This is a genomic window from Duganella qianjiadongensis (assembly GCF_009857915.1).
GTDB classification, from domain to species: domain Bacteria; phylum Pseudomonadota; class Gammaproteobacteria; order Burkholderiales; family Burkholderiaceae_D; genus Rugamonas; species Rugamonas qianjiadongensis.
The window spans coordinates 334,007-360,607 of record NZ_WWCM01000002.1 but is presented as its reverse complement, the minus strand read 5'-3'; the positions used below and the strand labels follow the sequence as shown (position 1 = coordinate 360,607).

The 26,601-nt window shown below is 62.1% G+C and carries 18 protein-coding genes; 10 read left to right on the top strand and 8 right to left on the bottom strand.

Translation table 11 applies throughout. From position 1 onward, the window contains the following. Nucleotides 1-97 precede the first annotated feature (97 nt). Both GTP27_RS04555 and GTP27_RS04550 read right to left on the bottom strand, forming a co-directional pair. Nucleotides 98-1,933, bottom strand: coding sequence for a M2 family metallopeptidase (locus tag GTP27_RS04555; RefSeq protein WP_161037983.1), 1,836 nt, complete (start codon nucleotides 1,931-1,933; stop codon nucleotides 98-100). A gap of 109 nt (nucleotides 1,934-2,042) precedes the next feature. Next, nucleotides 2,043-4,493: a glycoside hydrolase family 31 protein gene (locus tag GTP27_RS04550; protein ID WP_161037982.1), complete on the bottom strand. Its 2,451-nt coding sequence runs from the start codon at nucleotides 4,491-4,493 to the stop codon at nucleotides 2,043-2,045. Between the two features lie 175 nt (nucleotides 4,494-4,668). On the opposite strand from GTP27_RS04550, the gene GTP27_RS04545 reads away from it, so the two are divergent. The 3 genes from GTP27_RS04545 (at nucleotide 4,669) to GTP27_RS04535 (ending at nucleotide 9,453) form a co-directional block, all read left to right on the top strand. Continuing rightward, nucleotides 4,669-5,997, top strand: coding sequence for an MFS transporter (locus tag GTP27_RS04545; RefSeq protein WP_161037981.1), 1,329 nt, complete (start codon nucleotides 4,669-4,671; stop codon nucleotides 5,995-5,997). Between the two features lie 110 nt (nucleotides 5,998-6,107). Continuing rightward, on the top strand, nucleotides 6,108-7,739 hold the full coding sequence (locus GTP27_RS04540; protein ID WP_161037980.1) for an alpha-D-glucose phosphate-specific phosphoglucomutase: 1,632 nt from the start codon (nucleotides 6,108-6,110) through the stop codon (nucleotides 7,737-7,739). 19 nt (nucleotides 7,740-7,758) lie between these two features. After that, nucleotides 7,759-9,453: an alpha-amylase family glycosyl hydrolase gene (locus GTP27_RS04535; protein WP_161037979.1), complete on the top strand. Its 1,695-nt coding sequence runs from the start codon at nucleotides 7,759-7,761 to the stop codon at nucleotides 9,451-9,453. A gap of 24 nt (nucleotides 9,454-9,477) precedes the next feature. On the opposite strand, the gene GTP27_RS04530 is transcribed toward GTP27_RS04535, so the two are convergent. The 4 genes from GTP27_RS04530 to GTP27_RS04515 form a co-directional block, all read right to left on the bottom strand. Next, the gene (locus GTP27_RS04530; protein ID WP_161037978.1) at nucleotides 9,478-9,834 is read right to left on the bottom strand and encodes a PKD domain-containing protein; all 357 of its coding nucleotides are present in this window, start codon (nucleotides 9,832-9,834) and stop codon (nucleotides 9,478-9,480) included. Nucleotides 9,835-9,883: 49 nt separating this feature from the next. Further along, nucleotides 9,884-12,646 (bottom strand): alpha-1,6-glucosidase domain-containing protein, encoded by a 2,763-nt coding sequence (locus GTP27_RS04525; RefSeq protein ID WP_161037977.1) that lies wholly within the window; start codon nucleotides 12,644-12,646, stop codon nucleotides 9,884-9,886. 118 nt (nucleotides 12,647-12,764) lie between these two features. Then, the gene (locus GTP27_RS04520) at nucleotides 12,765-15,095 is read right to left on the bottom strand and encodes a methyl-accepting chemotaxis protein (protein ID WP_161037976.1); all 2,331 of its coding nucleotides are present in this window, start codon (nucleotides 15,093-15,095) and stop codon (nucleotides 12,765-12,767) included. 69 nt (nucleotides 15,096-15,164) lie between these two features. Beyond that, nucleotides 15,165-16,718, bottom strand: a complete 1,554-nt coding sequence (locus tag GTP27_RS04515) for a POT-type proton-dependent oligopeptide transporter (protein ID WP_161037975.1) — start codon at nucleotides 16,716-16,718, stop codon at nucleotides 15,165-15,167. A gap of 216 nt (nucleotides 16,719-16,934) precedes the next feature. Between GTP27_RS04515 and GTP27_RS04510 the strand changes: the two genes are divergently transcribed. Then, nucleotides 16,935-18,572, top strand: coding sequence for an alpha-amylase family glycosyl hydrolase (locus GTP27_RS04510; RefSeq protein ID WP_161037974.1), 1,638 nt, complete (start codon nucleotides 16,935-16,937; stop codon nucleotides 18,570-18,572). A 94-nt stretch (nucleotides 18,573-18,666) separates the two neighbouring features. Then, nucleotides 18,667-20,538, top strand: a complete 1,872-nt coding sequence (locus GTP27_RS04505) for a glucokinase (protein ID WP_161037973.1) — start codon at nucleotides 18,667-18,669, stop codon at nucleotides 20,536-20,538. Between the two features lie 75 nt (nucleotides 20,539-20,613). Here GTP27_RS04505 and GTP27_RS04500 read toward each other — a convergent pair whose 3' ends face one another. Continuing rightward, on the bottom strand, nucleotides 20,614-21,357 hold the full coding sequence (locus tag GTP27_RS04500) for a MerR family transcriptional regulator (RefSeq protein WP_161037972.1): 744 nt from the start codon (nucleotides 21,355-21,357) through the stop codon (nucleotides 20,614-20,616). A 183-nt stretch (nucleotides 21,358-21,540) separates the two neighbouring features. On the opposite strand from GTP27_RS04500, the gene GTP27_RS04495 reads away from it, so the two are divergent. Next, complete coding sequence (locus GTP27_RS04495; protein ID WP_161037971.1) at nucleotides 21,541-22,071, top strand: PadR family transcriptional regulator; 531 nt, start codon at nucleotides 21,541-21,543, stop codon at nucleotides 22,069-22,071. Next, nucleotides 22,068-23,312, top strand: coding sequence for an MFS transporter (locus GTP27_RS04490; RefSeq protein ID WP_161037970.1), 1,245 nt, complete (start codon nucleotides 22,068-22,070; stop codon nucleotides 23,310-23,312). The genes GTP27_RS04495 and GTP27_RS04490 overlap by 4 nt, the downstream gene beginning before the upstream one ends. On the opposite strand, the gene GTP27_RS23725 is transcribed toward GTP27_RS04490, so the two are convergent. Next, the gene (locus tag GTP27_RS23725; protein ID WP_229633379.1) at nucleotides 23,309-23,884 is read right to left on the bottom strand and encodes a hypothetical protein; all 576 of its coding nucleotides are present in this window, start codon (nucleotides 23,882-23,884) and stop codon (nucleotides 23,309-23,311) included. The two genes, GTP27_RS04490 and GTP27_RS23725, sit on opposite strands and share 4 nt — an antisense overlap. Nucleotides 23,885-24,071: 187 nt before the next feature. Here GTP27_RS23725 and GTP27_RS04480 point away from each other — a divergent pair, with 187 nt between their 5' ends. The 3 genes from GTP27_RS04480 to GTP27_RS04470 are packed head-to-tail and all read left to right on the top strand — an operon-like array spanning nucleotide 24,072 to nucleotide 26,537. Next, complete coding sequence (locus tag GTP27_RS04480) at nucleotides 24,072-24,965, top strand: 2-dehydro-3-deoxygalactonokinase (RefSeq protein ID WP_161037969.1); 894 nt, start codon at nucleotides 24,072-24,074, stop codon at nucleotides 24,963-24,965. 20 nt (nucleotides 24,966-24,985) lie between these two features. After that, nucleotides 24,986-25,606: a 2-dehydro-3-deoxy-6-phosphogalactonate aldolase gene (locus GTP27_RS04475; protein ID WP_161037968.1), complete on the top strand. Its 621-nt coding sequence runs from the start codon at nucleotides 24,986-24,988 to the stop codon at nucleotides 25,604-25,606. A 49-nt stretch (nucleotides 25,607-25,655) separates the two neighbouring features. Further along, a complete protein-coding gene (locus GTP27_RS04470; RefSeq protein ID WP_161037967.1) occupies nucleotides 25,656-26,537 on the top strand; it encodes an SMP-30/gluconolactonase/LRE family protein in 882 nt (293 codons plus the stop codon). Nucleotides 26,538-26,601 lie beyond the last annotated feature (64 nt).

The window sequence follows — 26,601 nt, the reverse complement described above, 5'->3', positions numbered from 1 at the left end:
GTAGCTCGGGGTGCTTCATCATACACGCTGGGCTGCGCGGAGTCTCGGACTGTCGCTTAAAAACAGCGCCGCGCAGCAGCGCTGTCACTTGCCTTTTTTACTTCTTTGCAGCGGCTGCGTAGGCAGCGTTTTGCGCGTCCAGCCAGGTTTTCAAAGGTGCGAAATAATCGAGCAGTGCGGCACCGTCGATACGCTCTTCACCCGAAATGGCTTTCAGCTCTTCCGGCCACGGTTTGCTGGTGCCCATGGCCAGCATCTGTTGCAGTTTGGCGCCGGCCTTGGCGTTGCCATAGATCGAGCAACGATGCAGAGGCCCCGTGTAGCCTGCCTCGCGGCACAGCGCGCGGTGGAACTGGAACTGCAGCATATCGGCCAGGAAGTAGCGGGCGTATGGCACGTCGGCCGCCACATGGTACTTGGCGCCAGCGTCGAAACCGGCGCCGCCGGCATCGGCTGCCACCGGACGTTTCATGCCCATATACTGCTCGCGCAGCTGCCACCAGCTCTTGTCGAAATCGGCCGGTTTGGTCTTGCCGGCATAGACATCCCAGCGCCATTTGTCGACCGAATAGGCGAATGGCAGAATGGCGACTTTGCTCAGCGCGCGTTCCAGTAATTGACCTATATCTGCATCGGCGTCCGGTGCCTGATCCATCAGGCCGATTTTCTGCAGGTAGCCGGGGGTGATGGAGAGGGCGATGGTGTCGCCGATCGCCTCGTGGAAGCCGTCATTGGCACCGGCGCGGAACAGGTAAGGCTGGCCTGTGTAGCCGAGGAAGTAGTAGACGTGGCCCAGTTCGTGGTGGATCACGGTGAAGTCTTCCGCTGTCGGGGTAATGCACATCTTGATGCGTACATCATCCTTTTCGTTCAGCGGCCAGGCCGAGGCGTGGCACACCACGTCGCGGTCGCGCGGTTTGGTGAACAGCGAACGCTCCCAGAACGAGGCAGGCAGTTTCTGCATGCCCAGCGAGGTGTAGAAGCCTTCCGCGTACTTGGTCATCTGCCTGGCGTCGGTCTTGCGCTCTTCCAGCACTTTCGTCAGGTCGAAGCTGCTGGCGCCGGTGGCCGGTTTCAGGATGGGATACAGATTGCTCCAGGTCTGGCTCCACATATTGCCGAACAGGTGGGCCGGAATCGGGCCTTCCAGCGGCACCACATCGGCACCGTAAGTTTCGCGCAGCTTGTAGCGGGTGTAGGTGTGCAGCGAGTCATACAGCGGCTTAACCTGTTGCCACAGGCGTTCCATCTCGCTGGCAAAGGCTTCCGGTGGCATGTCGTACTGCGAGCGCCACATGGCGCCCGTATCGGCAAAGCCCATCTGTTTGGCGCCCTTGTTGGACAGAGCGATGTAGTCGAGGTATTTGCCCTTGTAGGCGGGAGACTGGGCGTGCCAGCCGGCCCACATTTCTTTCAGCTTGGCTTCGTCGTGGCTGGTGGCCAGCACTTTTTCCATTTCGCCCAGCGCCATACAGGCAGCAGCGCTGCCATCGGTGTTTTTCGGGCAGTATTTGGCTTTGCCATAAGCGCCATTCAGGGCGGCCTGCAGGCCGGCATACTGTTCGCGCTCTTTCGGATCGGCGAACACCAGCGACTGCTGCAGCAGCATCAGCTTGCGGGCCGATTCGGCAGGCAGTTTCAGACCATTGAAGCGGCGCGCAGCGATCGCTGCTTCGCCCGAGGCGGTCAGGTAGTGCTCGGCGAAGTAGGAAGCGATGGCCTCGGTGTCGTCGGTAATGAAGTTGGAACCGACCCATGCGCCCAGGGCCTGCTCGTTATTGAGCTTATTGAGTTTGGCTTCGGTCGCGTTGAGGAAGCGTTCCGCTTCGGCGGCGCTGGGCTTCTGGGTGGGGGCGGCCAGCACGGTGGTGCTGGCGGCTGACATGGCGCCCAGCGCCAGCAGCGTGCTGATAATTTTTGGTGTCACAGGCATCTCCCTTGGTGATCTTGTCATGGCACCGGATGGACCCATCCGATGGGCGGCAATGATACACCTAGAAGGAAACCGGGCGGACAAAACGGCCCGCCCGGTGTGCTCCTGATTAAAGGGTGATGCTGATGCTGCGGCTGGCGGCGCTGCTAGCCGGCATGGCCACGCTCAGTACTTTGCCGGTCTCGTCCCAGACGAACATTACGGCTTTGCCGTCCACCCGCACCACGGATGGTGCGCGCGCGACGTTGTGCACCTGCAGGGCGATGCTGCGGTCGGGACGCTGGTACTGCTTGCCCGTTTCGGAGCTGATGCTGATATTCAGTTCGCGCCCCTGCAGTTTGCTGGCGAAGCTTAGTAGTTCGTACTGGCCCTGTTCGTAGGCGTTGGCCGTCAGGCCGTCGTCGTCATACAGCTTGCCGCTGCCGGCGCTGACGCTGGCATCGTGGTAGTAGTGCAGTTCGATGTGGCGGGTATTGTAGTCGCGCGTGCTCTGCACCACTTTGGCCATGGGGATGAAAGCGCCGCCACGCACATACACGGGTATGTGGTCCGCTTCCAGCCTGACGCTGTCGCTCATGCCGCCCGCATGCTTGGCGCCGGTGTAGAAATCGAACCAGACGCTGCGCGCGGGGAAGTAGACTTCGGCCGTGCTGGCGCCCTTGTTCAGCACCGGCGTTACCAGCAGGTCCTTGCCCCACAGGTAGGTGGACGACATGGCATACACTTTGGCGTTGCGCGGTTCTTCATACAGCATGGGGCGCATCAGCGGCAGGCCTTGCTGGTGATTGTCGAAGGCCAGTGTGTAGTTATACGGCAGCAGCTGGTAGCGCAGGCGGATCGCTGCGCGCGCCAGCGCTTTGGTGGCGTCGTCGCGGTACACCGGCTCCGGCGCGACGTCGTCCTGCGCATGCGGACGGAAGATGGGCTGGAACACGCCATATTGCAGCCAGCGTGCATACAGTTCGTTATCGAGCACCGGATTGGCGAAGCCGCCCAGATCGGAGTGCATGTAGGCGGCGCCCTGCATGCCCATCTGCAGGGCGATTTCCGGCTGCGAGTGCAGGCCGCCCCAGCTGCGGTCCACATCGCCCGACCACGGAATGATGCCGTAGCGCTGGGTGCCCGAGTAGCCGGCCCGCATCAGGATGAAGGGGCGTTCGGCCGGATAGTCGCGCTGATAGCCTTCCGCCACCAGCCCGGCCCACTGGTGGCCGTAGATGTTGTGGACGGCATCGGCGCTGCCGGTGGCATGCTGCATGGCGGCCGGATGCACTTCCGGTTCGCCCAGATCGCCCCACACGCCCGTGACGCCCTGCTGGTGCAGCTCTTTATAGATGTTCCAGAACCAGTCCTTGCCGGGCTGGCCGAAGATATCGATCAGGCCCGTGTGGCCGAAGTAGAAGTCATAGGCCAGCGGCGCGCCGCTGCCATCGGTGCCGAGGATTTTTTTGTCCACGGCTTCCTGCCACTTGGCCGAGCTATCGAGGATGAACGGTTCGGTAATGACTACGGTCTGCACGCCCTTGTTGCGGAAGTCGCTGATCATGCCCGCCGGGTTGGGGAAGCTGTCCTTGTCCCAGGCCAGATTGCCCATGGTGCCTTTGACTTCTTTGCCGAACCAGAACAGGTCGAACACGATGGCGTCGAGCGGGATGTCGTCGGCGATGAATTTGCTGACGGTGGCGCGCGCGATGGTCTCGTCGCGGTAGCCGAAGCGCATGGCGAAGTTACCCAGCGCCCAGCGCGGCGGCAAGGGTTGCTTGCCTGTCAGGCTGGTGTAGCTGGCGATCAGGTCTTCCCAGCTATCGCCGGCGATTACCTGATAGGTCTTGCGGCCCGCAATGGTCTCGTAGCTCAGGCTATTGTCCTTGCGGCTGTCGAAGTCCAGATAGCCGGTTTGCGGATTGTCGAAGTGCAGCGCATACATTTTCGACGACAGCGCCAGCGGCATGCCGTAGCCCATCTGGCTGGACTGCTCGCCATAGCCGTAGTGGGCCTTGTTATACAGAGTAAAGCGCTGGCCGCGGCGGTTCATGCCGACGGCGCGCTCGCCTGCGCCATACAGGGCCTCGTCCTTGTCGAGCGCGAATTCGATGGCTTCCAGCGTGCGCGGCTCGCCCTTGTGTATATCCTTGCTGCCGTTGACCAGATCATCCTGCTTCTTCAGGTAGCCGTGTTTTTCCGCTACCAGCTTGCGGCCCTTGTAGGCGTAGCTGATCTGGAACGGGGCTTTGGTAATCGTTACCTGCATGCCGCCGGCCGTGTATTCGAGGCGGTCGGCTTTGCTGGCCAGTGCGGTTTTTACGCCCGCAGGGGCCAGTACCACTGCGTGCGAAACGGGATAGACGGCTTCTCCGTTCGGCACGAAGGTGGTTTCGACGATACTGCCCGTGTAGGGCTTGATCAGGTAGCGGCCATCGCTGGTGCGTACTTCCAGCAGGCCATCGCGCTGGCTGGCACTTTCGAATTTGCGCTCGGCATTCTGTGCCAGCGCGCTGTGGCTGCCCAGTAGCGTCAGGGGCAGCAGGGCGGCAAGGCGGGTCAAAGTCGGTTTTTTCATGTAGTCGGGTCGTCTCGAAATGGTCCGTATTGATGTTGTTTGGCTACATTTAAGCAGGAATATAGGCTGCCCGTGCGGCTTTTTTCCTGTATTCTACCTTGGGTTCTATCATTTGACACACATAGTACGGCGTGTTATTTTGCTACAAATCTCAAAATAGTCGGGGACACGCCGCATGCACACTTCCACCAGTAAGCCCATACTGTCGTTCTGGCAGTTATGGAATATGAGCTTCGGCTTTTTCGGCATACAGTTCGGCTTTGCGCTGCAAAATGCCAACACCAGCCGCATTTTTTCCACGCTGGGCGCCAATCCCGACGACCTCTCGCTATTCTGGCTGGCCGCACCGGTCACAGGCCTGCTGGTGCAGCCGATTATCGGCTACCTGAGCGACAATACCTGGCACCCGACCTGGGGCCGCCGCCGTCCGTTCTTCTTCGTGGGCGCTCTGCTGGCGTCGATCGCCCTGTTCCTGATGCCCAATTCCAGCGCGCTGTGGATGGCCGTGGCCGTGCTGTGGCTGATGGATGGTGCCATCAATGTTTCGATGGAACCGTTCCGCGCCTTCGTCGGCGACAAGCTGGGGCCTTCGCAGCAGACCGCCGGTTTCGCCATGCAGACTTTCTTCATCGGCTGGGGTGCCGTGATTGCCTCGCTGCTGCCCACCATCTTTGCCGACTATCTGCACGTGAGCAATGTGCCGGTGAATGGTGCCATCCCCGATACGGTGCGCTACTCCTTCTACAGCGGCGGCGCCATCTACATGCTGGCCGTGCTGTGGACCGTGCTGACAGCCAAGGAAACCCCGCCGGACGATCTGGAAGCGTTCCGCGCCGAACAGCGCCGTACCAAAGGCATGGCGATCGCCGTGCGTGAAATCATGGGCGGCTTTACCCGTATGCCGGCCACCATGATGCAGCTGGCTGCCGTGCAGTTCTTTACCTGGATAGCGCTGTTCGCGATGTGGATCTACACCACCTCGGCCATAGGCGAGAACGTGTTCGGCACCGTAGATGCGCAGTCGGCGGCCTATCAGGAAGCCGGTAACCGCGTCGGCGTGATGTTTGCCGTGTATAGCGGCGTATCGGCTCTGGCGGCATTCATCCTGCCTGTCTTTGCGCGCTACACCAGCCGTAAGTTTGTCCACATGAGCTGCCTGGTGATCGGCGGCGCGAGCCTGTTCAGTCTCTACGCCATCCACGACGTCAGCCTGCTGTATGTGCCGATGATAGGCGTGGGCATCGCCTGGGCCAGTATTCTGACCATGCCGTATGCAATTCTGGCTGGCGCGCTGCCTGCCAAACGCATGGGCTACTACATGGGTGTGTTCAATTTCTTCATCGTGATTCCGCAGATCGTCAGTGGCCTGCTGCTCGGTTTCGTCACCAAGCACTTCTTTGCCGGCCATACCGTGCAGACGGTGATGCTGGGCGGCGTGTGCATGATCGTTGCCGGTGTGCTGACCCTGATAGTGCGCGACAACGCAGAACCGGTCGGCCAGTAAGGTAATATTGTTCGTATGATCACGATCTGCGTGTGCGGTCTGGCCTGAGCGGCGGCCACCATGTGCGCAGTGAGTGTCCGTCGTCTGCATTCCCACTGCACGGAGCGAACATGAGCCTTCAGACCAGAACTACCCTGCCATTCCCGGGCCAGCGGCCCGGCACTTCCGGCCTGCGAAAAAAAGTCACTATTTTCCAGCAGCCCGGCTACCTCGAAAATTTTGTCCAGAGCGTGTTCGACACGCTGGGCGACTGCACCGGCCAGACCCTGGTGCTGGGCGGCGATGGCCGCTACTACAATCGCGTGGCCGTGCAGACCATATTGCGCATGGCGGCGGCCCACGGTTACGCCCGCGTACTGGTGGGGCAGGGCGGCATACTGTCTACCCCCGCAGTGAGCTGCGTGATCCGCAAATATGCGGCCATGGGCGGCATCGTGCTGTCAGCCAGTCATAACCCGGGCGGCGCCGATGGCGATTTCGGCATCAAGTACAACATTGCCAACGGCGGTCCGGCCCCCGAGAGCGTGACCGAGGCGGTCTACCAGCGCACCACGACCATCAGCAGCTACCGCATCAGCGACGGGGAAGAGATCGATCTGAGTACACCTGCTACCCATCAGCTGGAGCAGATGGTGGTGCAGGTGATCGATCCCGTCGCCGACTACGCAGAGCTGATGCAGCAGTTATTCGATTTCGACGCCATGCGGGCCCTGTTCGCCAGCGGCTTCCGCATGTGCTTCGACGGCATGCATGCTGTCTCCGGCCCGTATGCCCGAGCCATACTGGAAGGCCAGCTTGGCGCACCGGAGGGCACGGTGATCAATGCCGTGCCGCTGGAAGATTTTGGCGGCCACCATCCCGATCCGAATCCCGTCAATGCGGCGCAGCTGATCGCCATCATGGCGGCAGACGACGCACCGGATTTCGGTGCCGCCTCGGATGGCGATGGCGACCGCAATATGATCGTGGGCCGCCGTTTCGAACTGACCCCGTCCGACAGTCTGGCCGTGCTGGCAGCTAATGCCACGCTGGCGCCGGGCTACCGGCAGGGACTGGCCGGCATTGCCCGCTCCATGCCCACTTCGCGCGCGGCTGACCGGGTGGCCGCAGCGCTGGGCATTCCCTGTTTCGAAACCCCGACCGGCTGGAAATTCTTCGGCAACCTGCTCGATGCGGGCAAGGCCACCCTGTGCGGCGAAGAAAGCTACGGCACGGGTTCCAGCCATATCCGCGAAAAGGACGGGCTGTGGGCCGTACTGTTCTGGCTCAACCTGCTGGCAGTGACAGGTAAGACCGTGCGCCAGCTGGTGGACGAACACTGGGCCCGCTTTGGCCGCAACTATTATTCTCGCCACGATTACGAGGCCATTGACGCCCGCGCTGCCAACGAGCTGATGGCTTCGCTGCGCATCAAGCTGCCCGCACTGGCGGGCAGAGATCTGGGCAATTACGTGGTCGATTATGCCGACGATTTTGCCTACACCGATCCGGTCGATGCTTCCGTGTCGAAGGAGCAGGGCATACGCATCGTCATGACGGATGGCTCGCGCATCGTGTTCCGCCTGTCCGGCACGGGCACGGAAGGAGCCACGCTGCGCGTCTATCTGGAGCGCTACGAAGCCGACCCGACCTACCACCATCTGCTCACGCAGCAGGCCTTAGCCGCATTGATACTGATCGCCGAACAGGTGGCAGGCATCAGCGGCTGGACCGGCCGCGCGCGCCCTAGCGTTATCACCTAAACCACTACAGGACGACAGCATGAAACTGACTACTCTCGCAATCTCACTGGCTCTGGCACTGGGCGGCAACGCTGCTGCCACAGCGGCGCCGAAAGCGGCACAGGCTCAGGCTGTGCAGGCCGCCCGGCCATTTTCGTGGGAGAACGCGACAGTCTATTTCCTGCTGACGGACCGCTTCAACAATGCCAGTAAGGCCAACGATCTGGCCTATGGCCGTAGCGCCGATGCCGGGCCGCTGCGCGGGTTTATGGGCGGTGATCTGGCCGGTATTACGGCGAAAATCCGCGAGGGCTATTTCACCAGTCTGGGCGTGAACGCCATCTGGCTGACGCCGCCGGTGGAGCAGATCCATGCCGGTACCGATGAAGGCACGGGTAAATCCTACGGCTTCCACGGCTACTGGGCAGCGGATTTCACGGCCATCGACGCCAATCTGGGTACGGAGCAGGATTTCCGCGAGCTGGTCGAAGCGGCGCATCAGCGCGGTATCCGCGTGCTGCTCGATGTGGTGATGAACCATACGGGCCCGGTGACGGAGCTTGATCCGGTCTGGCCGGACGAGTGGGTGCGTACCGGACCAGGCTGTACCTACAAGGATGCGGCCAGCACCATCAGCTGCACGCTGGTGAAGAATCTGCCCGATGTGCGTACCGATAGCGATACGCCGGTAGCACTGCCGCCAGCACTGGTGGCCAAGTGGCAGCGCGAAGGACGACTGGAGCGCGAGCAGCGCGAACTGGACGAGTTCTTTGCCCGCACCGGCTATCCGCGTGCGCCGCGCTACTACCTGATGAAATGGCATAGCGACTGGGTGCGCAAATACGGGGTGGATGGCTTCCGTGCCGACACGGTAAAGCATGTCGAAGCGCCGGTATGGAAAGAATTGCGCAAGGTGGCCGATGCGGCGTTCGAGCAATGGAAACGCGCCAACCCCGCGAAGAAGCTGTCCGATGACCATTTCTACATGACGGCCGAAGTCTACAACTACAAGCTGGCCGACGGCCAGTTGCACGATCTGGGCGGCGGACAGATGGCCAACTACTACCAGAATGGTTTCGATAGCCTGATCAATTTCGGCACCGTGTTCGATGCCGAACACGACTACGAGACCATGTTCAGCAGCTATTCCGCCATGCTGCACGGCGGTGCACTGGAAGGCTACTCGGTGCTCAACTATCTGGCTTCGCACGATTTCGACCGGCCCTTCGATGCGGCCCGCAAGCGTCCTTTTGTGACGGCCAACAAGCTGTTGCTGGCGCCCGGCGCCGCGCAGATCTATTACGGCGACGAGACGGCGCGCAAACTCGATGTAGCCGAGGCAGTGGGCGACGCCAAGCTGCGCTCCTTCATGAACTGGGACGAGCTGAAACAGAACGCCCGGCGTGATGGCTACCGCGTGGCGGATGTACGCGCGCACTGGGCTAAACTGGGCCTGTTCCGTCAGGCGCATATTGCGGTAGGGGCGGGCGTGCACCAGCAGCTGCAGGCACAGCCATACGTCTTCAAACGCACCTACAGCAAAGGCGCGCTGCAGGATAAGGTGGTGGTGGCGCTCGATCTGCCGACTGATCGCAGCACCAGCATTGCGCTGCACGGCGTGTTTGCCGATGGTGTGAAAGTGCGCGACTACTACAGCGGAAAATCGGCGGTGGTGCGTCACGGCGCGGTGAATTTCGGCACGCGCAATGCCGTGGTGCTGATCGGGCAGGACTGAGTACGCCTGACGGTGCAGGCCTGCTTACTGCGCCGTAATCATGACGGTAGAGGGCAGGCTATCGACCTTGCCGTCGTTGACGATCAGGGTAGCCACGTACACCCCCGGCACATCGGGATTGAAGGTGGGCGTGGCGACTTTGGAGTTGAGCAGGTAGGCGCTACTGTTGGCGGGCTTGGACAGCGTCCAGAGGTAGGACAGCAGATCCTGATCGGCATCGGTCGCCGTGCCATTCAGTTTTACCGATGTGCCTACCGTGACCACCTGCGCTGGGCCGGCACTGGCCACCGGCGCGTGGTTAGCCTGCGGCACATAGTCGCCGCCACCACAGGCACAAAGTAACACTGACAGGAGCAGGGCTGCTGCGTTGCGGAGTCTCATCACGATCTCTTTCCGGATCCATAGGGAGCCGGAAAGATAGCATGATTTTTTAGTACGTTTCTACGAATACCACGGCACTTCGTGGCGGAATTACAAAGGAAGCGCTGGCAGCATCAAACTTGGCTTCCGAGGCCACGCGTTTGTCCGCTGCGGTCATGCTGGTGTGTACCGGATGCAGCTGGTAGCGCCGGCCTTGTTCCTCATTGATGACCAGTTTCTGCACCTGCGTATCGACGTTGATCAGGTAGGTGATGGACTTGAACTGGGCGCCCGGATAACCGGCGCCTTCGAGGTGGCCCACCAGTACCGTCGGCACCTGCCCGCTGCCGGTATTGTAGAAACGCAGGCGCTGGCGGATTTCCGCTGCGCTGCGCAGGCGGAACAGCGTGCTGCTGGCGCGGATGGCGAGCAGATCGCGGAAGGCATCGCGCGCAAAGGCGATATCCTGCGGCGTGGGCTTGATGGCGCTATTGCGCAGCAGCGGCAGGATCAGATCATAGTCCTTGCCGTTGTCCTCGGCGCGCGGCGCGCCTATGCCGTAGTAGTTATCCTGATAGGTCCAGTCCAGCCGGTTGAACCAGTCGCCCGATTCGAAGCTGTTGCGGTCCAGTGATTTGGAACGCAGGATATCGAAGCCCGCATGGAAGTAGGCCACACCCTGACTGAATGCGTTGATGGCTGCGCCCAGCATCTGCACGCGCGCCCGCTCGGCGCTGCTGGTGTAGGCAGGCTGCTTGAAGGCGTTGATGTCGTACAGTGTCTGGTTGTCGTGGTTCTCCACATAGTTCACCACCTCGCCCGGCTCGCTTACGTAGCCGGCAGGCTGGCTGCCGCCATAGACGATGTTCTGCAGCGGCTGGACGCTGTCGTCGTAGCGGCGCATGGTGTAGCTGCGGATGGAGCCGGCCAGACCGACGCGCACCATGTCGGCGGCCTGCAGCAGATCGGTCACGCTGCGCTTGCCCGCCTGCGCATTGTTGTCGTAGACCAGGCCATTGATATAGCCCTGCTGGCTGATCATCTGCATGCCGCTATCACCGGCACCGCCGCCGCGCACGGCATCGCGTGCGCGGTCGCTGAAGGTGCCGATGCCGCTGCCATTGAGCGAAAGCTGGGACGCCTGCACGAAGCGGGCGCCATCGGCTACTTCGCCGAAATTCCAGCCTTCGCCGATCAGGTTGATGTGGCGCCCGGCCGCGCTATCGGCGCGGGCCTGCAGCTGTTCCATGGCGGCGCGCGGCTGGTGGCCCATCAGGTCGAAGCGGAAGGAGTCGATGTGGTACTGCTGCGCCCACTGGGCAACCGAATCGATCATCAGCTTGCCCATCATGCGATTCTCGGTGGCGGTGTTGTCGCAGCAGGTGGAGCGTTCCACTTCGCCGTTGCCGTTGAGGCGGTGGTAGTAGCCGGGTACGATGCGGTCGAGCACCGATTTTTCGTTCTGGCCGGCGATGAAGGTATGGTTGTACACCACGTCCATACCTACCCGCAGGCCGGTCTTGTGCAGCGCCTGTACCATCTGGCGGAACTCGATGATGCGGGTAGCGCCATCGGCCGGATCGCTGGCAAAGCTGCCTTCGGGTGCGTTGTAATGGTAGGGATCATAGCCCCAGTTATAGCAGTCGCTGGCCTGGGTGCGGGCGATGATGGCCTGCGCTTCCGTGTTGTCGGGCGCCAGTCCGGCCGGGATCTGCGGCGTGACGCAACCCTGTTCCGGCACGCTGCCGATATCGAACACGGGCAGCAGGTGGATGTCGGTCATGCCGGCTTTGCTCAGGGCTGCCAGATGCTGCATGCCGTTGCTGGCGGTTTCCGTAAAGGCTGCATACTTGCCGCGATTGGCGGCGCTGACGCTGGCATCGTTGATGGAAAAATCGCGTACATGCAGTTCGTACACTGTCATGTCGGGCTGGAAGTAGACGCGCTTGGGCCGGTGCTCGCGCTCCCAGCCAGCTGGCTTGAGGCGGGCCGCATTCAGATCGGCGATATAGCTGCGGCGCGAATCCGTGGTCAGGCTGACCGAGTAGGGATCGGTCACCAGATTGCGCACCAGCCCCGCCGACGGGGCGATGACATCGACCACGTAGCGATAGTACTGGCCATCCTGTGCAGCCGTAGACTGCAGCGACCAGACGCCGCTGACGCTATCGCGCTGCATGGGCTGTATGCTGCTGGCGGCTGCCGTGCCGCTGGCATAGGTACAGACGGCGACCTGCTGGGCCGTGGGCGCCCATAGTTTGAAGCCTACGCTGGCCGCTGCGACGGTGACGCCGAGATCGGTGACATCGCTGGCAGCGGCATACAGGTCGTCGAGCGCGCCGGCGAGCTGCAGGCCGGTGGCATCGCGCACCTTGCCGTCCGTGCCTTCCAGTACCAGCACCAGCTGGCCTGTCAGCAGTTGCGGCAGGCGGGCGCTATCGGCAGCCGACAGCTGTAGTTGCGCTCCTTTGCCGACAAAGCGGAAGCGCTGGGCCAGCGCATCGGGCAGCGCATTGGTCGACGGCGTCAGCGTCAGGGCAGCTTCGGCGCCGCGCACGGCACTGCCCCTACTGGCGCTGATGGCCGGCGTGGCGGCGTAATACAGTTTGAATACGCCATCGCTGGCGCCGGTGTTGGGCCACTGTATGGTCTGGCGGTCCAGCCAGTAGGCGCGCGCATCGCTGGCCGCTGCTGCTTGCAGGGTGGTGGCGAACGGCGCGTCGCAGGCGGCCAGTGTAGGGGCGGCGGTGGCAGCGACGCCGGGCAGCGCCATAACGCCGCCCAGAGTGAGGCCAGCCGCGAAACGCCACGCGGCACGGGGATGAGCAGCCATACTAGTCTCCGAAACGTTAGAATTTTTAGTAGTGCAGTTACAAAAATGCTGCAATACGGGTGGATTTGCCGGTTATGGTAATCCAAATTCTGTAGTTTTGATACTTGATGGCTGTTTTTTACTCGAATCCTACGCGTTTTGCGCCAGACAGCACCTCCACCACTTCGGTGGTGGCTTGGGAGAACGGCGTGCCATGGCTGAGCGCCTGTTCGGCGCGCAGGTATTCGCCCTTGTTAATCAGTTCGCCCACCTGACCGGCAATGCGGTGGAAGCGGGCATGCTTGTCGATCAGGGCGACAAAGCTGGGGCGGCCGCTCAAACGCTGGCCATCGCCATAAATCCATTTGCCCAGCGCGCAGCAGTCGTCGCGCTCCAGCGTCTTGACGTCGATCTGGTCGCCTTTTTCGATGGCGTCGCGCAGTTTGACTTTCCACTGGCGGTGCGCGTCGATGATGCTGTCCACATCGACGCCTTCCACCAGCTTGCCGGCAGCCTTGCCGGGCAGGCGGAATTCATCCACCTGCGCCGCCAGATGGATGGCCACATCGCGCTGGGCTCCGGCCGAGGCGGCGGTTTCTTCCACCAGCTGGGCGTTGGCCTGGGTATTGCGGTCCAGCTCCGCTACGGCTTCGCCGATCTGGCCTATGCCCATGCTCTGCTCGCGCGCACCGTTGGCGACTTCATCGAGCAGGGTTTTGATCTGTGCCGCATTGGCGACGATTTCCGTAATGGTCTGGCCAGCCTGACGCACAACGTCGGTACCGGCCCGCACTTCCTGCGAGCTCTGGGTAATCAGCGCCTTGATTTCGTGGGCAGCTGCGGCACTGCGGCCTGCCAGTGCCCGCACTTCGGTGGCCACCACGGCGAAGCCGCGCCCCTGTTCGCCGGCGCGGGCAGCTTCCACTGCAGCGTTCAAGGCCAGAATATTGGTCTGGAAGGCGATGCCGTCGATCACGCTGATGATTTCGCTGATTTTTTTCGACGATGCTTCGATGCCTTCCATGGTCTGCACCACGTTCTGCATCACCACACCGCCACGCGTGGCGGCGCTGGCGTTTTCTATCGAAATGGCCGATGCCTGACGCACCGAATCGGCCGTCATCTGTACGGTAGAAATAGTCTGTTCCAGTGCTGCCGACGATTCTTCCAGTGCGGACGCCGCGGCTTCCGTCCGGCTGGACAGATTGCGCGTGCCTTCGGCAATGTCGATGCTGGACGACACCACCATATCGCTGGCCTGCTGCACTTCGGTGACGGTGTCGCGCAGCGCCTTCTGCATATTGGTCAGTTCGCGCAGCATGCCGGCCAGTTCATCGCTGCCGGTCGGTTTGATGTCGGAGCGCAGATCGCCCATGGAAATGGCGATCAGTTCGCGCCGCAGTTTCTTGAAGCCGCTCTGCATCGCGTTGTAGAAGCCGACAAACAGATAGGCCGACAGCAGAATCGCGATCAGGCACAGCGTCAGGGTGGCGTACAGCGACGTGCGCAGGCCGGCTTCGCGCTCGGCCAGCATGGTATCGAGCACGGTGAGGTTGGCGGCAATATCCTCGAACTGCAGGCGGATGGCGCTGCTGACCTGCGTACCGAAGGCAATGCGGTCACCTGAAATTTCATTCTGGCCGTAAGGGAAGATGCTGCGCACGGCGCTGGCCAGTGCATTCAGCGCCGCTTCACTGTCGCTGCGCTGGGCACTGGCATATTGCGGTTTTGCGGCCGCCACGATGGCGCGGTCCTGTTTGGCCTGACGCTGTTCATGTTCGATGATGGCCAGCAGGCGCTGCATCTGCGCGCTCTGCTGGGGCGTGATGCTGCCGGCTTTCAGGCTGCTGCGGCCCAGCGTGCGCAATTCCGACAGGCGGTCGATGACTTGTGGCGCATGCAGCAGGGCGGCACTCATCAGGTGGTAGCTTTCCAGTGCCGGATCGAGCGACAGGTCGGAGTTATCGAGCGTGCCGTCGGCCAGCCGTACCAGCGCCAGATCGAGCGCGCGCAACTTCTGCGCGGCTTCCTCGCCGTTGCTGAAATTGCCCTGGGCCGCGCGGTAGGCATCGCGCACGTTGAGCATGTCAGCCCTGGTGCCCAGTGCATCGGCCGATTCGGCTTCGACGCCGTCGAGCTTCTGGAAAGCACTGTCGAAAGCGCTGCGCACTGTGGCTAATTCCGCTGCGGCTTCGCCGTCGGCGGCGTTACGGGCCAGCAGGCGCCAGCTGATGGCGGCCTCGCGGGCCTGCAGCAGTGGCGCCATCACGCGCACACCGGTCCTCTCCTTGCCGACTACGCGCAAATCCAGCATGGCGGCAGCGGTATAGCTATAGAACAGCCAGATCAGGGGAATCAGGAAGCTGATGCTAATCAGCAGGAACTTGCCCGGCAGGCGCAGGCTGCGCATCAGGCGGGCGCCGGGTCGCCACAGGGGAAGGGAGAGAAACTGGCTGATAACTTTCTTCATGCAGGGGCTCGCAAAATAAGTGACTCCCTTATTTTGCTCCCCCGTGGCAACAATTAATAGTGAAACTACTTAATTAATAGTTTCTTTTCGATAATTATCGACCATCTTGTAGCGCATGGCATACAGCGCAAACAGCGCAGCCACCAGCATTGCGAAGGCAGCGAAGAAGAACATCTGGAAAGCAATCGGGCTCAGGCCGCTGCTGGCAATCCGGGCGCTGACCGCTTCGTGCTTCACGCCAGAATTGACAATAAGCACCCAAAGGTTCCCGACGGTAACCGCGAGATACCAGAAGCTGAGGATGATGCCTTTCATGGTGGCCGGTGCCTGGCTATAGGCAAACTCCAGCCCGGTAGCCGAAACCAGCACTTCGCCCAGCGTCAGCAAGGCATACGGCAGCAACTGCCACAGGATGGAGACTTGATCGCCGCCGTCCAGTTGCAGTTGCAGCATGCCCACCACCACCCATGCCAGCGCCGACAGCGCAATGCCCATGCCCATGCGGCGCAGCGGCGTGGGGGTGATGCCGATGGCGCGCATCAGCGGGAACAGGGCGACGTTGTTGAACGGGATGAGCAGCATCACGAGGATGGGATTGACTGCCTGCATCTGCGCCGGCAGCAGGGTGAATTCCCAGCCGAACAGCGACAGCAGCGGGCTGTGCATGGTGTTGGCCTGCACGATCCAGGTCGAGGCTTTCTGATCGAACAGCGACCAGAACGGGGTAATCATGGCAAACACGATCAGGATGCGCAGCACGGCGCGCACGCCTTCCACCGCTTCATCCGTGTGCGGGCCGCGCGCGCGGTCCAGTTGCAGCGACATGCCGATGCCGCCGAAAGCCAGCAGCAGCACCAGCGCCGTGCAGGCGGCAATCACAAAGCCCCATTGCGGCGTCATGGCCAGCGAAGCCAGCGCGCCCAGTGCGCCGGCGCCTGCCACCATCAGGCCGGGCCGGCCCTGACCGGTGCGTTTAGCCAGCAGGGCGGTGCGGGCCACGCTGCTGAAGGCGTTCGGGTCCGGTTTGGCCGGCGGCACATGCACGTATTTGCGTTTGCCCAGCCAGAACACGCAAGTGGCAAGCGCCATCAGCAGGCCGGGTATGCCGAAGGCGACGGCAGGGCCGTAGTCGCGCAGGAATACCGGCATCAGCAGCGAGGCAAAGAAGGAACCGAAATTGATGATCCAGTAGAAGGCGTCGAACACCAGCTTGGCGCGGTTCTTATTGGTCTGGTCGAACTGGTCGCCGACAAAAGCCACCACCAGCGGCTTGATGCCGCCCGAGCCGAAGGCGATCAGGCCCAGACCCAGATAGAAGCCTTTGAGGTTGTCTTCGAAGATGGCCAGACAGGCGTGGCCCGCTACATAGATCAGGCTGAACCAGAACACCGTGTTGTATTTGCCGAAGAAGCGGTCGGCCAGCCAGCCGCCCAGCAGGGGGAAGAAATACACCCCGATCACAAAAGTGTGGAATACGTGCTTGGCTTCGGCCGGACGGTCGCCCAGCGGGATGAACAGCAGCAGGGTAGTGAGCAGGAAAGGCGTGAGGATGTTGCGCATGCCATAGAAGCTGAAACGTTCGCAGCCTTCGTTGGCAATGATGTAGGGAATCTGTCGGGGCATAGGCCCGTTACCGTGATCACTCACTGTATTTCTCCTGATTTGTGTAGTTTGACTACTATTTTTTAGAATTGGAATTTTCTGTAAAAATTCCAAGTTATTGATTTTAAACTGATAAGTTGCAAAATCTGCGGTCCGGTCGGTGATTGAAAATTCCGAATTCGTGATGTATATTCTCTACAAACATAATCCAACACCGGGCCCACCCCGGATTCTCATATGACCAAGCAACTAACACAAGTCTCTCCGCATGCGTCGGACTGGTATCGCACAGCGATTATTTACCAGATTTATCCGCGCAGTTTCATGGATACCAACGGTGACGGGGTAGGGGATCTGCCGGGGATCACGGCCAGGCTGGACTATATCGCCTCGCTGGGCGTGGACATCGTCTGGATTTCGCCTTTCTTCAAGTCGCCCATGAAGGACTTCGGCTACGACATCGCGGACTACTGCGACGTCGATCCGATGTTCGGCACGCTGGCCGATTTCGATAGCATGATCGCCAAGGCGCACAGTCTGGGCCTGAAGATCATGATCGATCAGGTGATGTCGCACACGGCGGAAGAACATCCGTGGTTCAAGGAGAGCCGTTCCAGCCGCGATAATCCGAAAGCCGACTGGTATGTGTGGGCCGATCCCGCGCCCGATGGCAATCCGCCGAATAACTGGATGTCGGTGTTCGGCGGCTCGTCGTGGCAGTGGGATACGCGCCGTCGTCAATACTATTTACATAATTTCCTTACCAGTCAGCCGGATCTGAACTTCCATTGCCCCGCCGTGCAGCAGGCGCACCTCGATGCGCTGCGCTTCTGGCTGGAGCGCGGGGTGGACGGCATCCGTCTGGATGCCTGCAACTTCCACTTCCACGATACCGAATTGCGCAGCAACCCGCCCGCCACCAACCGCGATACGGCCACCGTGTCGGATGTGAACCCTTACGGCATGCAGGCCCACATCTACGACAAGAGCCGCCCCGAGAATCTGCCTTTCCTGCAGAAGCTGCGTGCGCTGCTCGATGAATATCAGGCGGTGTCTATCGGCGAAGTAGGGGCCGACGATTCGCTGGCCGTGATGGCCGAGTACACGGCCGATGGCGACAAGCTGCACATGGCCTACAGCTTCAATCTGCTGGTGCCGCAATGCTCGGCCCACTACATCCGCCAGCAGGTGGAAAATTTCGAAGCGCGTGTCAAGGGCGGCTGGGCCTCGTGGTCGGTCGGCAATCACGACGTGCAGCGCGTCGCTACCCGCTGGGGCGGGCCCGAGGCGCCGGTGGCTTTCGCCAAGATGATACTGGCCATGCAGCTGTCGCTCAAAGGTACTCCCTGTCTGTATCAGGGCGACGAGCTGGCTTTTGCCGAAGCCGATGTGCCATTCGAGCTGCTGCAGGACCCGTACGGCATTACCTTCTGGCCCGAATTCAAAGGCCGTGATGGCTGCCGCACGCCGATGGCATGGAGCGACGCGGCCAATGGCGGCTTCACTACTGGCAAACCATGGCTGCCCGTTTCGCCCGACCATCTGGTCAAGGCTGCTTCGAAACAGGAAGGCGATGCCGAGTCGTCACTGGAATTTACCCGCCGCTTTATCGCGTGGCGCCGCCAGTTCCCGCAACTCACGCGCGGCGACATCGAGTTCTTCGACGCACCGGAACCGGTGCTGGCGCTGCGCCGCGATGCTGCAGGGGAGCGCAGCATCATTGCCGTGTTCAATCTCAGTGGCGCACCGGTCAGCTGCGCGCTGCCACAGGCGGCGGGGGGCGAGCAGATAGCCGGTTATGGCCTGCCCGGTTCGGTGGTCGATGGTCAGGTTGCGCTGCCTGCCTTCGGCGCGTGGTTCGGCTACGCTGCCTGAGGCTGTGGTAGACAGGCCGGGGATTTGCCGCCCCGGCTTTTTAACATCGGGTATTTCGGGTATGCTTCCGCCAACTGTTTTTACTGGTTAGACAATGAAACAAGCCGAAGTGGATCAAAAACTGAACCGTACCGCCTTTGCTGACGGCCCGCGCCTGCTGGCCGACATCGGCGCGACCCATGCCCGCTTTGCCCTGCAGACGGCGCCCGGCGAATTCCGCGCCGTGCGCGTACTCAAGTGCGACGATTACACCGACATCGTCGCCATGTTGCGATCCTATCTGTCCGACCATGCCGACCTGACGCTTAACCATGCCGCGCTGGCCGTGGCTAACCCCGTCAGCGGCGACTATGTGCGCATGACTAACCGTGCATGGGAATTCTCCACCGACGAGGTGCGGCGTGCGCTGGGTCTGCACACGCTGCTGGTAGTGAACGACTTTACCGCGCTGGCCATGTCGCTGCCGGGCCTGAAATCGTCCGACCTGATGCAGGTGGGCGGCGGCAAGCCGGCCTCGAATTCCGTGATCGGCGTGCTCGGCCCCGGTACGGGTCTGGGTGTGTCGGGCGTGATTCCCACGGTCGATGGTTTCGTGACGCTGGGTTCGGAAGGCGGCCACACCAACTTTGCCCCGGCCGACGAACGCGAATACGCGATACTGCAATATGCGTGGCAGACCTGGTCGCACGTATCGACCGAACGTCTGATTTCCGGACCCGGCATGGAAATCATTTACCGCGCCATCGCCAAGCGCAATGGCCGGCAGGTGCGCGATCTGACGTCGCAGGAAATCATGGCCGGTGCGCTGACCGACAAAGACCCGCTGTGCATGGAAGTGCTGGAATGCTTCTGCGCCATGCTGGGCGGCGCCAGCGCCAATCTGGCGGTGACGCTGGGGGCCTTCGGCGGTGTGTTCATCGGCGGCGGTATCGTGCCGCGCATGGGCGAGTGGTTTGCCACCTCGCCGTTCCGTGCCCGCTTCGAAGCCAAGGGCCGTTTCACCAGCTATCTGGCCGAAATTCCCACCTATGTGATTACCACGCCGAATCCGGCTTTCTATGGCGTGGCGACGATATTGTCCGAGCACCTGCGTGGCCGTAGTGGCGCCAACACGCTGATGGAGCGGGTGCAGCATCTGCAGCATGAACTGACGCCAGCCGAGCAGCGCGTGGCGCAGCTGGTGCTGGAGCAGCCGCGCCTCGTGCTGAACGAGCCGATTGCCGATATCGCCCGTCTGGCCGAAGTGAGCCAGCCGACGGTGATCCGCTTCTGCCGCTCGCTGGGCTTCCTCGGTCTGGCCGATTTCAAACTGAAGTTTGCCAGCAGCCTGACTGGCGCCATTCCCGTGCGCCACAGTCAGGTGCGGGTGAGCGACAGCACGCACGACCTGAGTGCCAAGGTGATCGACAATACCGTCTCGGCGATTCTGAAATTCCGCGACCAGCTCGATGTGCGTTCGCTCGATAAGGCGATTGCACTGGTCGCCAAGGCCAAGCGCGTCGAGTTCTACGCCATGGGTAATTCGCGTGTGGTGGCGCTGGACGGCCAGCACAAGTTCTTCCGCTTCCGTATTCCTACTTCGGCGTATGGCGATTCGCATCTGCTGACGCTGGCGGCCGAGCTGCTCAATCCGGGTGATGTGGTGATCGCCATTTCCAATTCGGGCCGCTTGCCGGAGCTGCTGGAAGCGGTCGATGCGGCGCGTGCGGCCGGTGCCGACGTCATCGCCATCACCTCCAGCAATTCGCCGCTGGCCAAGAAGGCCAGTGTCTGTCTGGCGGTCGATCACAGCGAAGACAGCACCACCTTCCTGTCGATGATTTCGCGCATATTGCAGCTGCTGCTGATCGATATTCTGTCGGTCGGCATATCGCTCGATACGCAGAACTCGCGTCTGGTGGTCGAGCACAAGGCCAGCAGCGAGGCGGATAGCCGCCGTCTGCTGATCTCCCACCTCGATAGCTAGGCATTGCGCCGCCGCCCCGGTATGTCGTAGAACAGGCCGCCGTTGCCGGTGGCCTGATTTCTTTCTAGCCTAGGTTCAGGCAAGCTGGCGCACGTAGTGCTGCACCGCTTCCAGCATGAACTCGGCTAGCTGCGTGTGCAGTTTGTCGAAGTTGGCCTTGAAGCGCGCATCCTGCGAATAAGTGGCGGCTAGTCCCTCCAGCTGCGCCGCCTGCGGCACCCAGAAATAGGCCATGTGCTGGCGCCAGCGTTCCACGATGGCCTGTACTGCCGGACTGGCAGCGCCTTGCGGCATGGCTGCCACCATATCGGTATAAATCGTATTTCCTTCCGCCATGATGGCGTCCTGCTGGGCCTTGCTGTAGTCCTGCCATTGCTGGCTGGCTTTGCGCACGATGGCGGCGTCGTAGCGCTGTTCCGCTTCGGCGGCGTAGGCTTGCTGCTGCGGGTGATTGAGTCCCGCGAATATCTGCTGGCTAGTCATGGTCTGTTTTCCTTGTAGATGGAGGATGGTCTGCTCCACAGTCGTCAGCAGCTGCTGCAAATGACTGGCCTGCTGACGCAACGCCTGCTGGTGGCCTTGCAGCGCCGCCATCAGGTCGTAGTCGTCGCTCTCCATCAGCTGGCGGATGTCCGCCAGCGGCACCGCCAGTTCCCGATAAAACAGTATCTGCTGAAGGCGCAGTTGCGCCGTCTGGTCGTAATAGCGGTAGCCATTGTCGCCTACGCGGGTGGGGCGGAGCAGCCCGATTTCGTCGTAGTAATGCAGGGTACGCGCCGTCACGCCGCTGAGGCTGGAGAGTTGTTTAACTGTAAGCATGGGGGGATGTTCAGGGCTCACGTGGCGTGAAGGTCAAGTCTTTATTGTGCCGCAAAGTTTACTTGCATTCTCGGGAAAAGAGTTTAAGATATATCTTATTAAGACATATCTTAACGTGATATATCTTAAGTTGACGTGCATTCATTCCCAAAAATAAGTTGCCAGATCTTAAGGAGTTTCACCATGTTTAAATTTTTACATCATCAGCATCGCCACCACGCCAGCCATGGCGAGCATCACGGTTTGCGCGGCGGTGGCCGTGGCCGCGGCCCGAAAATGTTCGATGCCGGCGCCATGCGCTATATCGTGCTGCAGCTGATCGCCGAGAAGCCCCGTCACGGCTATGAAATCATCAAGGAACTGGAGCAGCGCTCGGGCGGCGCCTACACGCCCAGCCCCGGCGCCATCTATCCCCTGCTGTCCATGCTGCTCGATATGGGCCATGTGCTGGCCAGTGCTGACGGCAACAAGAAGCTGCACACCATTACGCCGGAAGGCGAGGCGTTTCTGGCCGAGAACCGCCAGTTCGTCGAGGCGATCCAGCAGCGCATGGGCGAGCCGGCCGATGCGCGCGATGATCTGCGCACCCTCATGCATGAACTCAAGCACGCCGTGATCACGCAGGCGCAGGATTTCCAGTCCAACCCGCAGCGGCTGGCCGCCATCCGTGCCGTGCTGCGCCGCGCGACGGCAGAAATTCAGGGGCTGGAATGAGTCGGGCGGTGACTCATCCAGCGGCACCGGCGCGCGAGCGCATCGTGCTGTGGCTGCTGGCGCTGACCCAGTTCACCGTGATCATGGATTTCATGGTGATGATGCCGCTGGCACCGCAGCTGATGCGTGCTTTCGACATTTCCCCGGCTGCCGTGTCGGGCGCCGTCTCCGCCTATGCGTGGTGCGCCGGTATCTCCGGCCTGCTGGCCTCCATGTATATCGACCGCTTTGACCGCAAACGGCTGCTGCTGACCATGTTTGCCCTGTTCACCGTCTCGAATCTGGCCTGTGCGGTGGCGCCCAATTTCCATGTACTGGTGCTGTCGCGCGCCTTTGCCGGTCTGACCGGCGGCGTGCTCGCTTCCATCATCATGGCTATCATCGGTGACCTGATACCGGCCGAGCGGCGCGGCGCCGCCACCGGCATCGTCATGACGTCCTTCAGTCTGGCCGCCGTGGCGGGCGTGCCGACCGGCGTGATGCTGGCGGCCCACTACGGTTGGGCCTCGCCGTTCTACCTGCTGGTAGTGTTCTCGCTGCTGATCTGGGCGGCGGCGTGGCGCGTGCTGCCTGCGCTCGATAGCCATCTGGCGCGGCGCGTGCCGCTGGCGCAGGTGCTGCCCGAGCTGCTGGCGCTGTACCGCGTGCCCGGCCACCAGAAAGCCTTTCTGCTGTCCGGCGTGAACATGCTGACGGGGATGCTGGTGATACCGTTTATCTCGCCGGTGCTGGTCAATAACAACGGCGTGCAGCCGGCCGAAATCACTTTCGTGTATCTGGCGGGCGGGGTGGCCACGCTGTTCAGCGCGCGCCGCATCGGCCGCTGGTCGGATAAAGCCGGGCCGCAGTTCGTCTACCGCGCCGTGGCGCTGTTCTCGCTGCTGCCGATACTGTTCATGACCCATATGCCGCAACTGCCGCTGTGGGGTGTGATGCTGTTCTTCCCGTTCTTCATGATGGCGCTATCGGGGCGGAATATTCCGCTGCAGGCGCTGATGACGACAGTGCCGCAGCCGGCACGGCGCGGCGCTTTCCTCAGCACTAACTCGGCGATCCAGTCGATGGGCAATGGCGTGGGGGCGCTGCTGGGTGGCTTGCTGCTGCACACGGAAGCGGGCGGGCATATCAGCGGCTATGGCCTGAATGGCTGGCTGGCCGTGGGGCTGACGCTGTTTTCCGTGCTGTGGATAGGCCGGGTGGGTGCCGGCGTGACGCCGGCACCGCTGGCAGCCAAGGCTTAACCGTCGATGCTGGTGCGCTTGGCCGGGTGTTTTTCACGGCGCCAGCGCGCCAGACTGATGACTTCATCGGTGCTGGCGTCTTCCACCAGTATCTCGTCGTCGCTGGACGAAACGAGGAAGCTTTCCCAGCGCTGGGCGGCATCGCTGCTGTTGTCGACAAAGCTGAACTGATAGTACAGCTTGCCGTTGAGCTTGCGCGGCGTGGGGTCGTATTCGATCAGGGCGCCGTGCGATTTGCCGCCCGAGTTCTTTTCGATGATGGCCGACCATGCCTGCAGTTCCGGCAGGGCCATCAGCGCTGCGGCGCTCTGTTCCTTGCTATGCAGGTGGTGGGCTTCGGCCGTTGCCACGGGCGCCGGAGCGCTGCTGGCGCGCGGCGCGCTGGCCGTGCTGGCAGGGCCGCTGGCGGCAGTGCTGCTGCTGGCGCTGGCCGCCGGCAGGGCAGGGGCCGTAACGCCGGGGGCGCCGGCCTGTGTCTGGTTAGCGAAATAAAGCCCTCCGCCCAGTAGGGTCGCTCCGGCGATCACGCCTGCGAGAAACAGATTTCGGGAGGACTGGGTATGCGATTCCATAAACTTGCTGACCTGGGCAACATTATTGTCGGCCATACTAAACCAAAGCTACTGTAGGGGCAACGATTTCGGGCCTTTTTCGGCGCTGCCTATACTATTTTCGTATTAGTCGGGCGAGATAATTCATTGGAGGCGGAAGGCGGTTTTGCTTACCATGGCTGCAGCATCAGCTTAGGGATACTGCAACGTGGACAAACAACTTCTGGCGGTGGACTGGGGTACCAGCAACCGCCGCGCTTATCTGATCAATCAACAGGGCCAGTGTCTGGCCGAGCATGAAGATGGCCTGGGCATGCTGGCTGTGGGCGGGCGCGAACATTTCAGCGCCGCGCTGGCGCAGCTGTGCCAGACGATGGGCGTGGGCGCACAGGTGCCGGTGGTGATGTCCGGCATGGTCGGCAGCGCCTCCGGCTGGCAGGAAGTCGATTATCTCGATAGTGCGGTAGCGCTGCAGTATCTGCCGGCCCATCTGGCGGCTGTGCAGGACCCGGCTTGGGCCGGGCGCTGCCGCATCGTGCCCGGCTACTGCTACCGCAGCGGCACGGCAGTCGATGTCATGCGCGGCGAGGAAACCCAGCTACTGGGCGCCGTGGCACTGGGGCACCGTGACGGCTGGCTGGTGCTGCCCGGCACCCATAGCAAATGGGTGCTGCTGCGTGATGGCGTGATGCAGTCCATATCGACCTATATGACGGGCGAGCTGTTTGCCATGCTGTCGGCGGGCGGCACGCTGTCGGCCATGATGAAAGGCGATGCCGCCGATGCCGAAGGCTACACAGCCGGCTTGCAGCAGGCCGCGCTTGGCGCACCGCTATCCAACACCCTGTTTCGCGTGCGCGCCGGCGTAGTGGCCAAGGCGGCTCCGGCGCAGCAGGCAACGGCTGTAGTCAGCGGCCTGCTGATAGGCGCCGAATTTAGCGCGGCCGCCCGTTCGGCTGCGGGCGCTGGCGGTATTACCGTGATCGGCAGCCCGGCACTGGCGCAGCGCTATGCGCAGGCGGCCAGCCATTTCGATCTGCCTTGCACGGTGCTCGATCCCCACTCCGTGTTCCGCGCCGCCGCCCGGCAGTTTTTCCTGTGATTTTTTTGATTGAAGACACCATGCCACTGTCCCATCCTGCTGTACCTCTGGTCGCCATTCTGCGCGGTTTGCCTCCTGCCGATGCCGTCGCGGTAGGCGAAGTGCTGTATCAGGCGGGCTTCCGCGCGCTGGAAGTGCCGCTCAACCGGCCCGGCGCACTGGAAGCGATTGCTGCGCTGTCGCAGCGCTTTCCCGATGCGCTGGTGGGGGGCGGCACCATGCTGACGGTGGCGCATGTGGAGGCCGTGCATGCTGCCGGTGGCCGTCTGCTGGTGTCGCCTAACTGCGTGCCTGCCGTGATCAGCCGTGCGGCCGAACTGGGCATGTATTGCGCGCCCGGCGTGGCCACCCCAACCGAAGCGTTTGCAGCGCTCGATGCCGGTGCTCACGCGCTGAAGATATTCCCTTGCGATATGGTGGGCCATGCGGGCCTGAAAGCCTTCAACAGCGTGCTGCCGGCGGGTACGCCCGTATGGCCGGTGGGCGGCATCACGCCAGACAATATGGCAGGCTGGAAGCTGGCCGGCGCCACCGGCTTCGGCATCGGCGGCCAGCTGTACACGCCAGGCGTAGCGCTGGACGAATTGCGCCGCCGCGCCGAGGCCTATATGCAGCAGTGGCGCAGCCTGAGCGCACTGTAAGCTGCCGTTTGGTTTTATGATGGCGGATTCGAATTCTGGAGAACAGCGTATGAGCAAGCAGGAAGCGCAGTGCATCTGGCCACTGGGCGCGCAACTGGGCGAAGGGCCGCTGTGGATGGCACAGCAGAACCGCCTGTATTTCGTCGATCTGAAAGGCTGCGCGCTGCATGCGCTTGATCTGGCCGACGGCCAGCAGCACCGCTGGGAGATGCCCGACTATATCTGCTGGCTGGTGCCGCGCCGCGATGGCGACGGTTTCATGGCCGGCCTGCGCGACGGCATTGCGCGCATCTGGCTGGAGCCGCAAGTGCGCATCGACTATGTGGCGCGTCCGTTCGCCCAAGGCAGCGGCCTGCGCATGAACGATGCCAAGGCCGATAGCACGGGCCGTATCTGGGCCGGCTCCATGCACAACAGCGATTATGCGCAGGCCGCAGGACGTTTGTTCCGGCTGGCGCCCGACCAGAGTCTGAGCATCGCCGACGACAACTACCATATCTGCAATGGCCCGGCGCTGAGTCCTGATGGCGCCACGCTGTACCACACCGATAGCTATGAGGGCCGCATCTACGCCTATCCGCTGGCAGCCGATGGCACGCTGGGCCAGCCGCGCCTGTGGCGCCAGTTCGAAGGCGACGAAGGTGCGCCGGACGGCATGACGGTCGATAGCGAAGGCTGCCTGTGGGTTGCCCAGTGGGGCGGCGGCCGCGTGTGCCGTTATGCGCCGGATGCCACGCTGCTGGAAACCGTCACCGTGGCGGCCCGTAATCCGGCCTCGTGCACGCTGGGCGGCGACGATCTGCGCACGCTCTACATCACCACGGCATGCGAAGACAATACGCCGCAACAGCTGCAAGCCTATCCTCTGAGCGGCGCGCTGTTTGCGGCGCGCGTAGCCGTGCCCGGCGTGGCCGCTTACTGCTACGGCTAGTCTCAAGTAAGCGCTGGCGTTCTGCCAGCGCACCATCCCCGTTTTTTAGGTGCCGCGTGCGCAG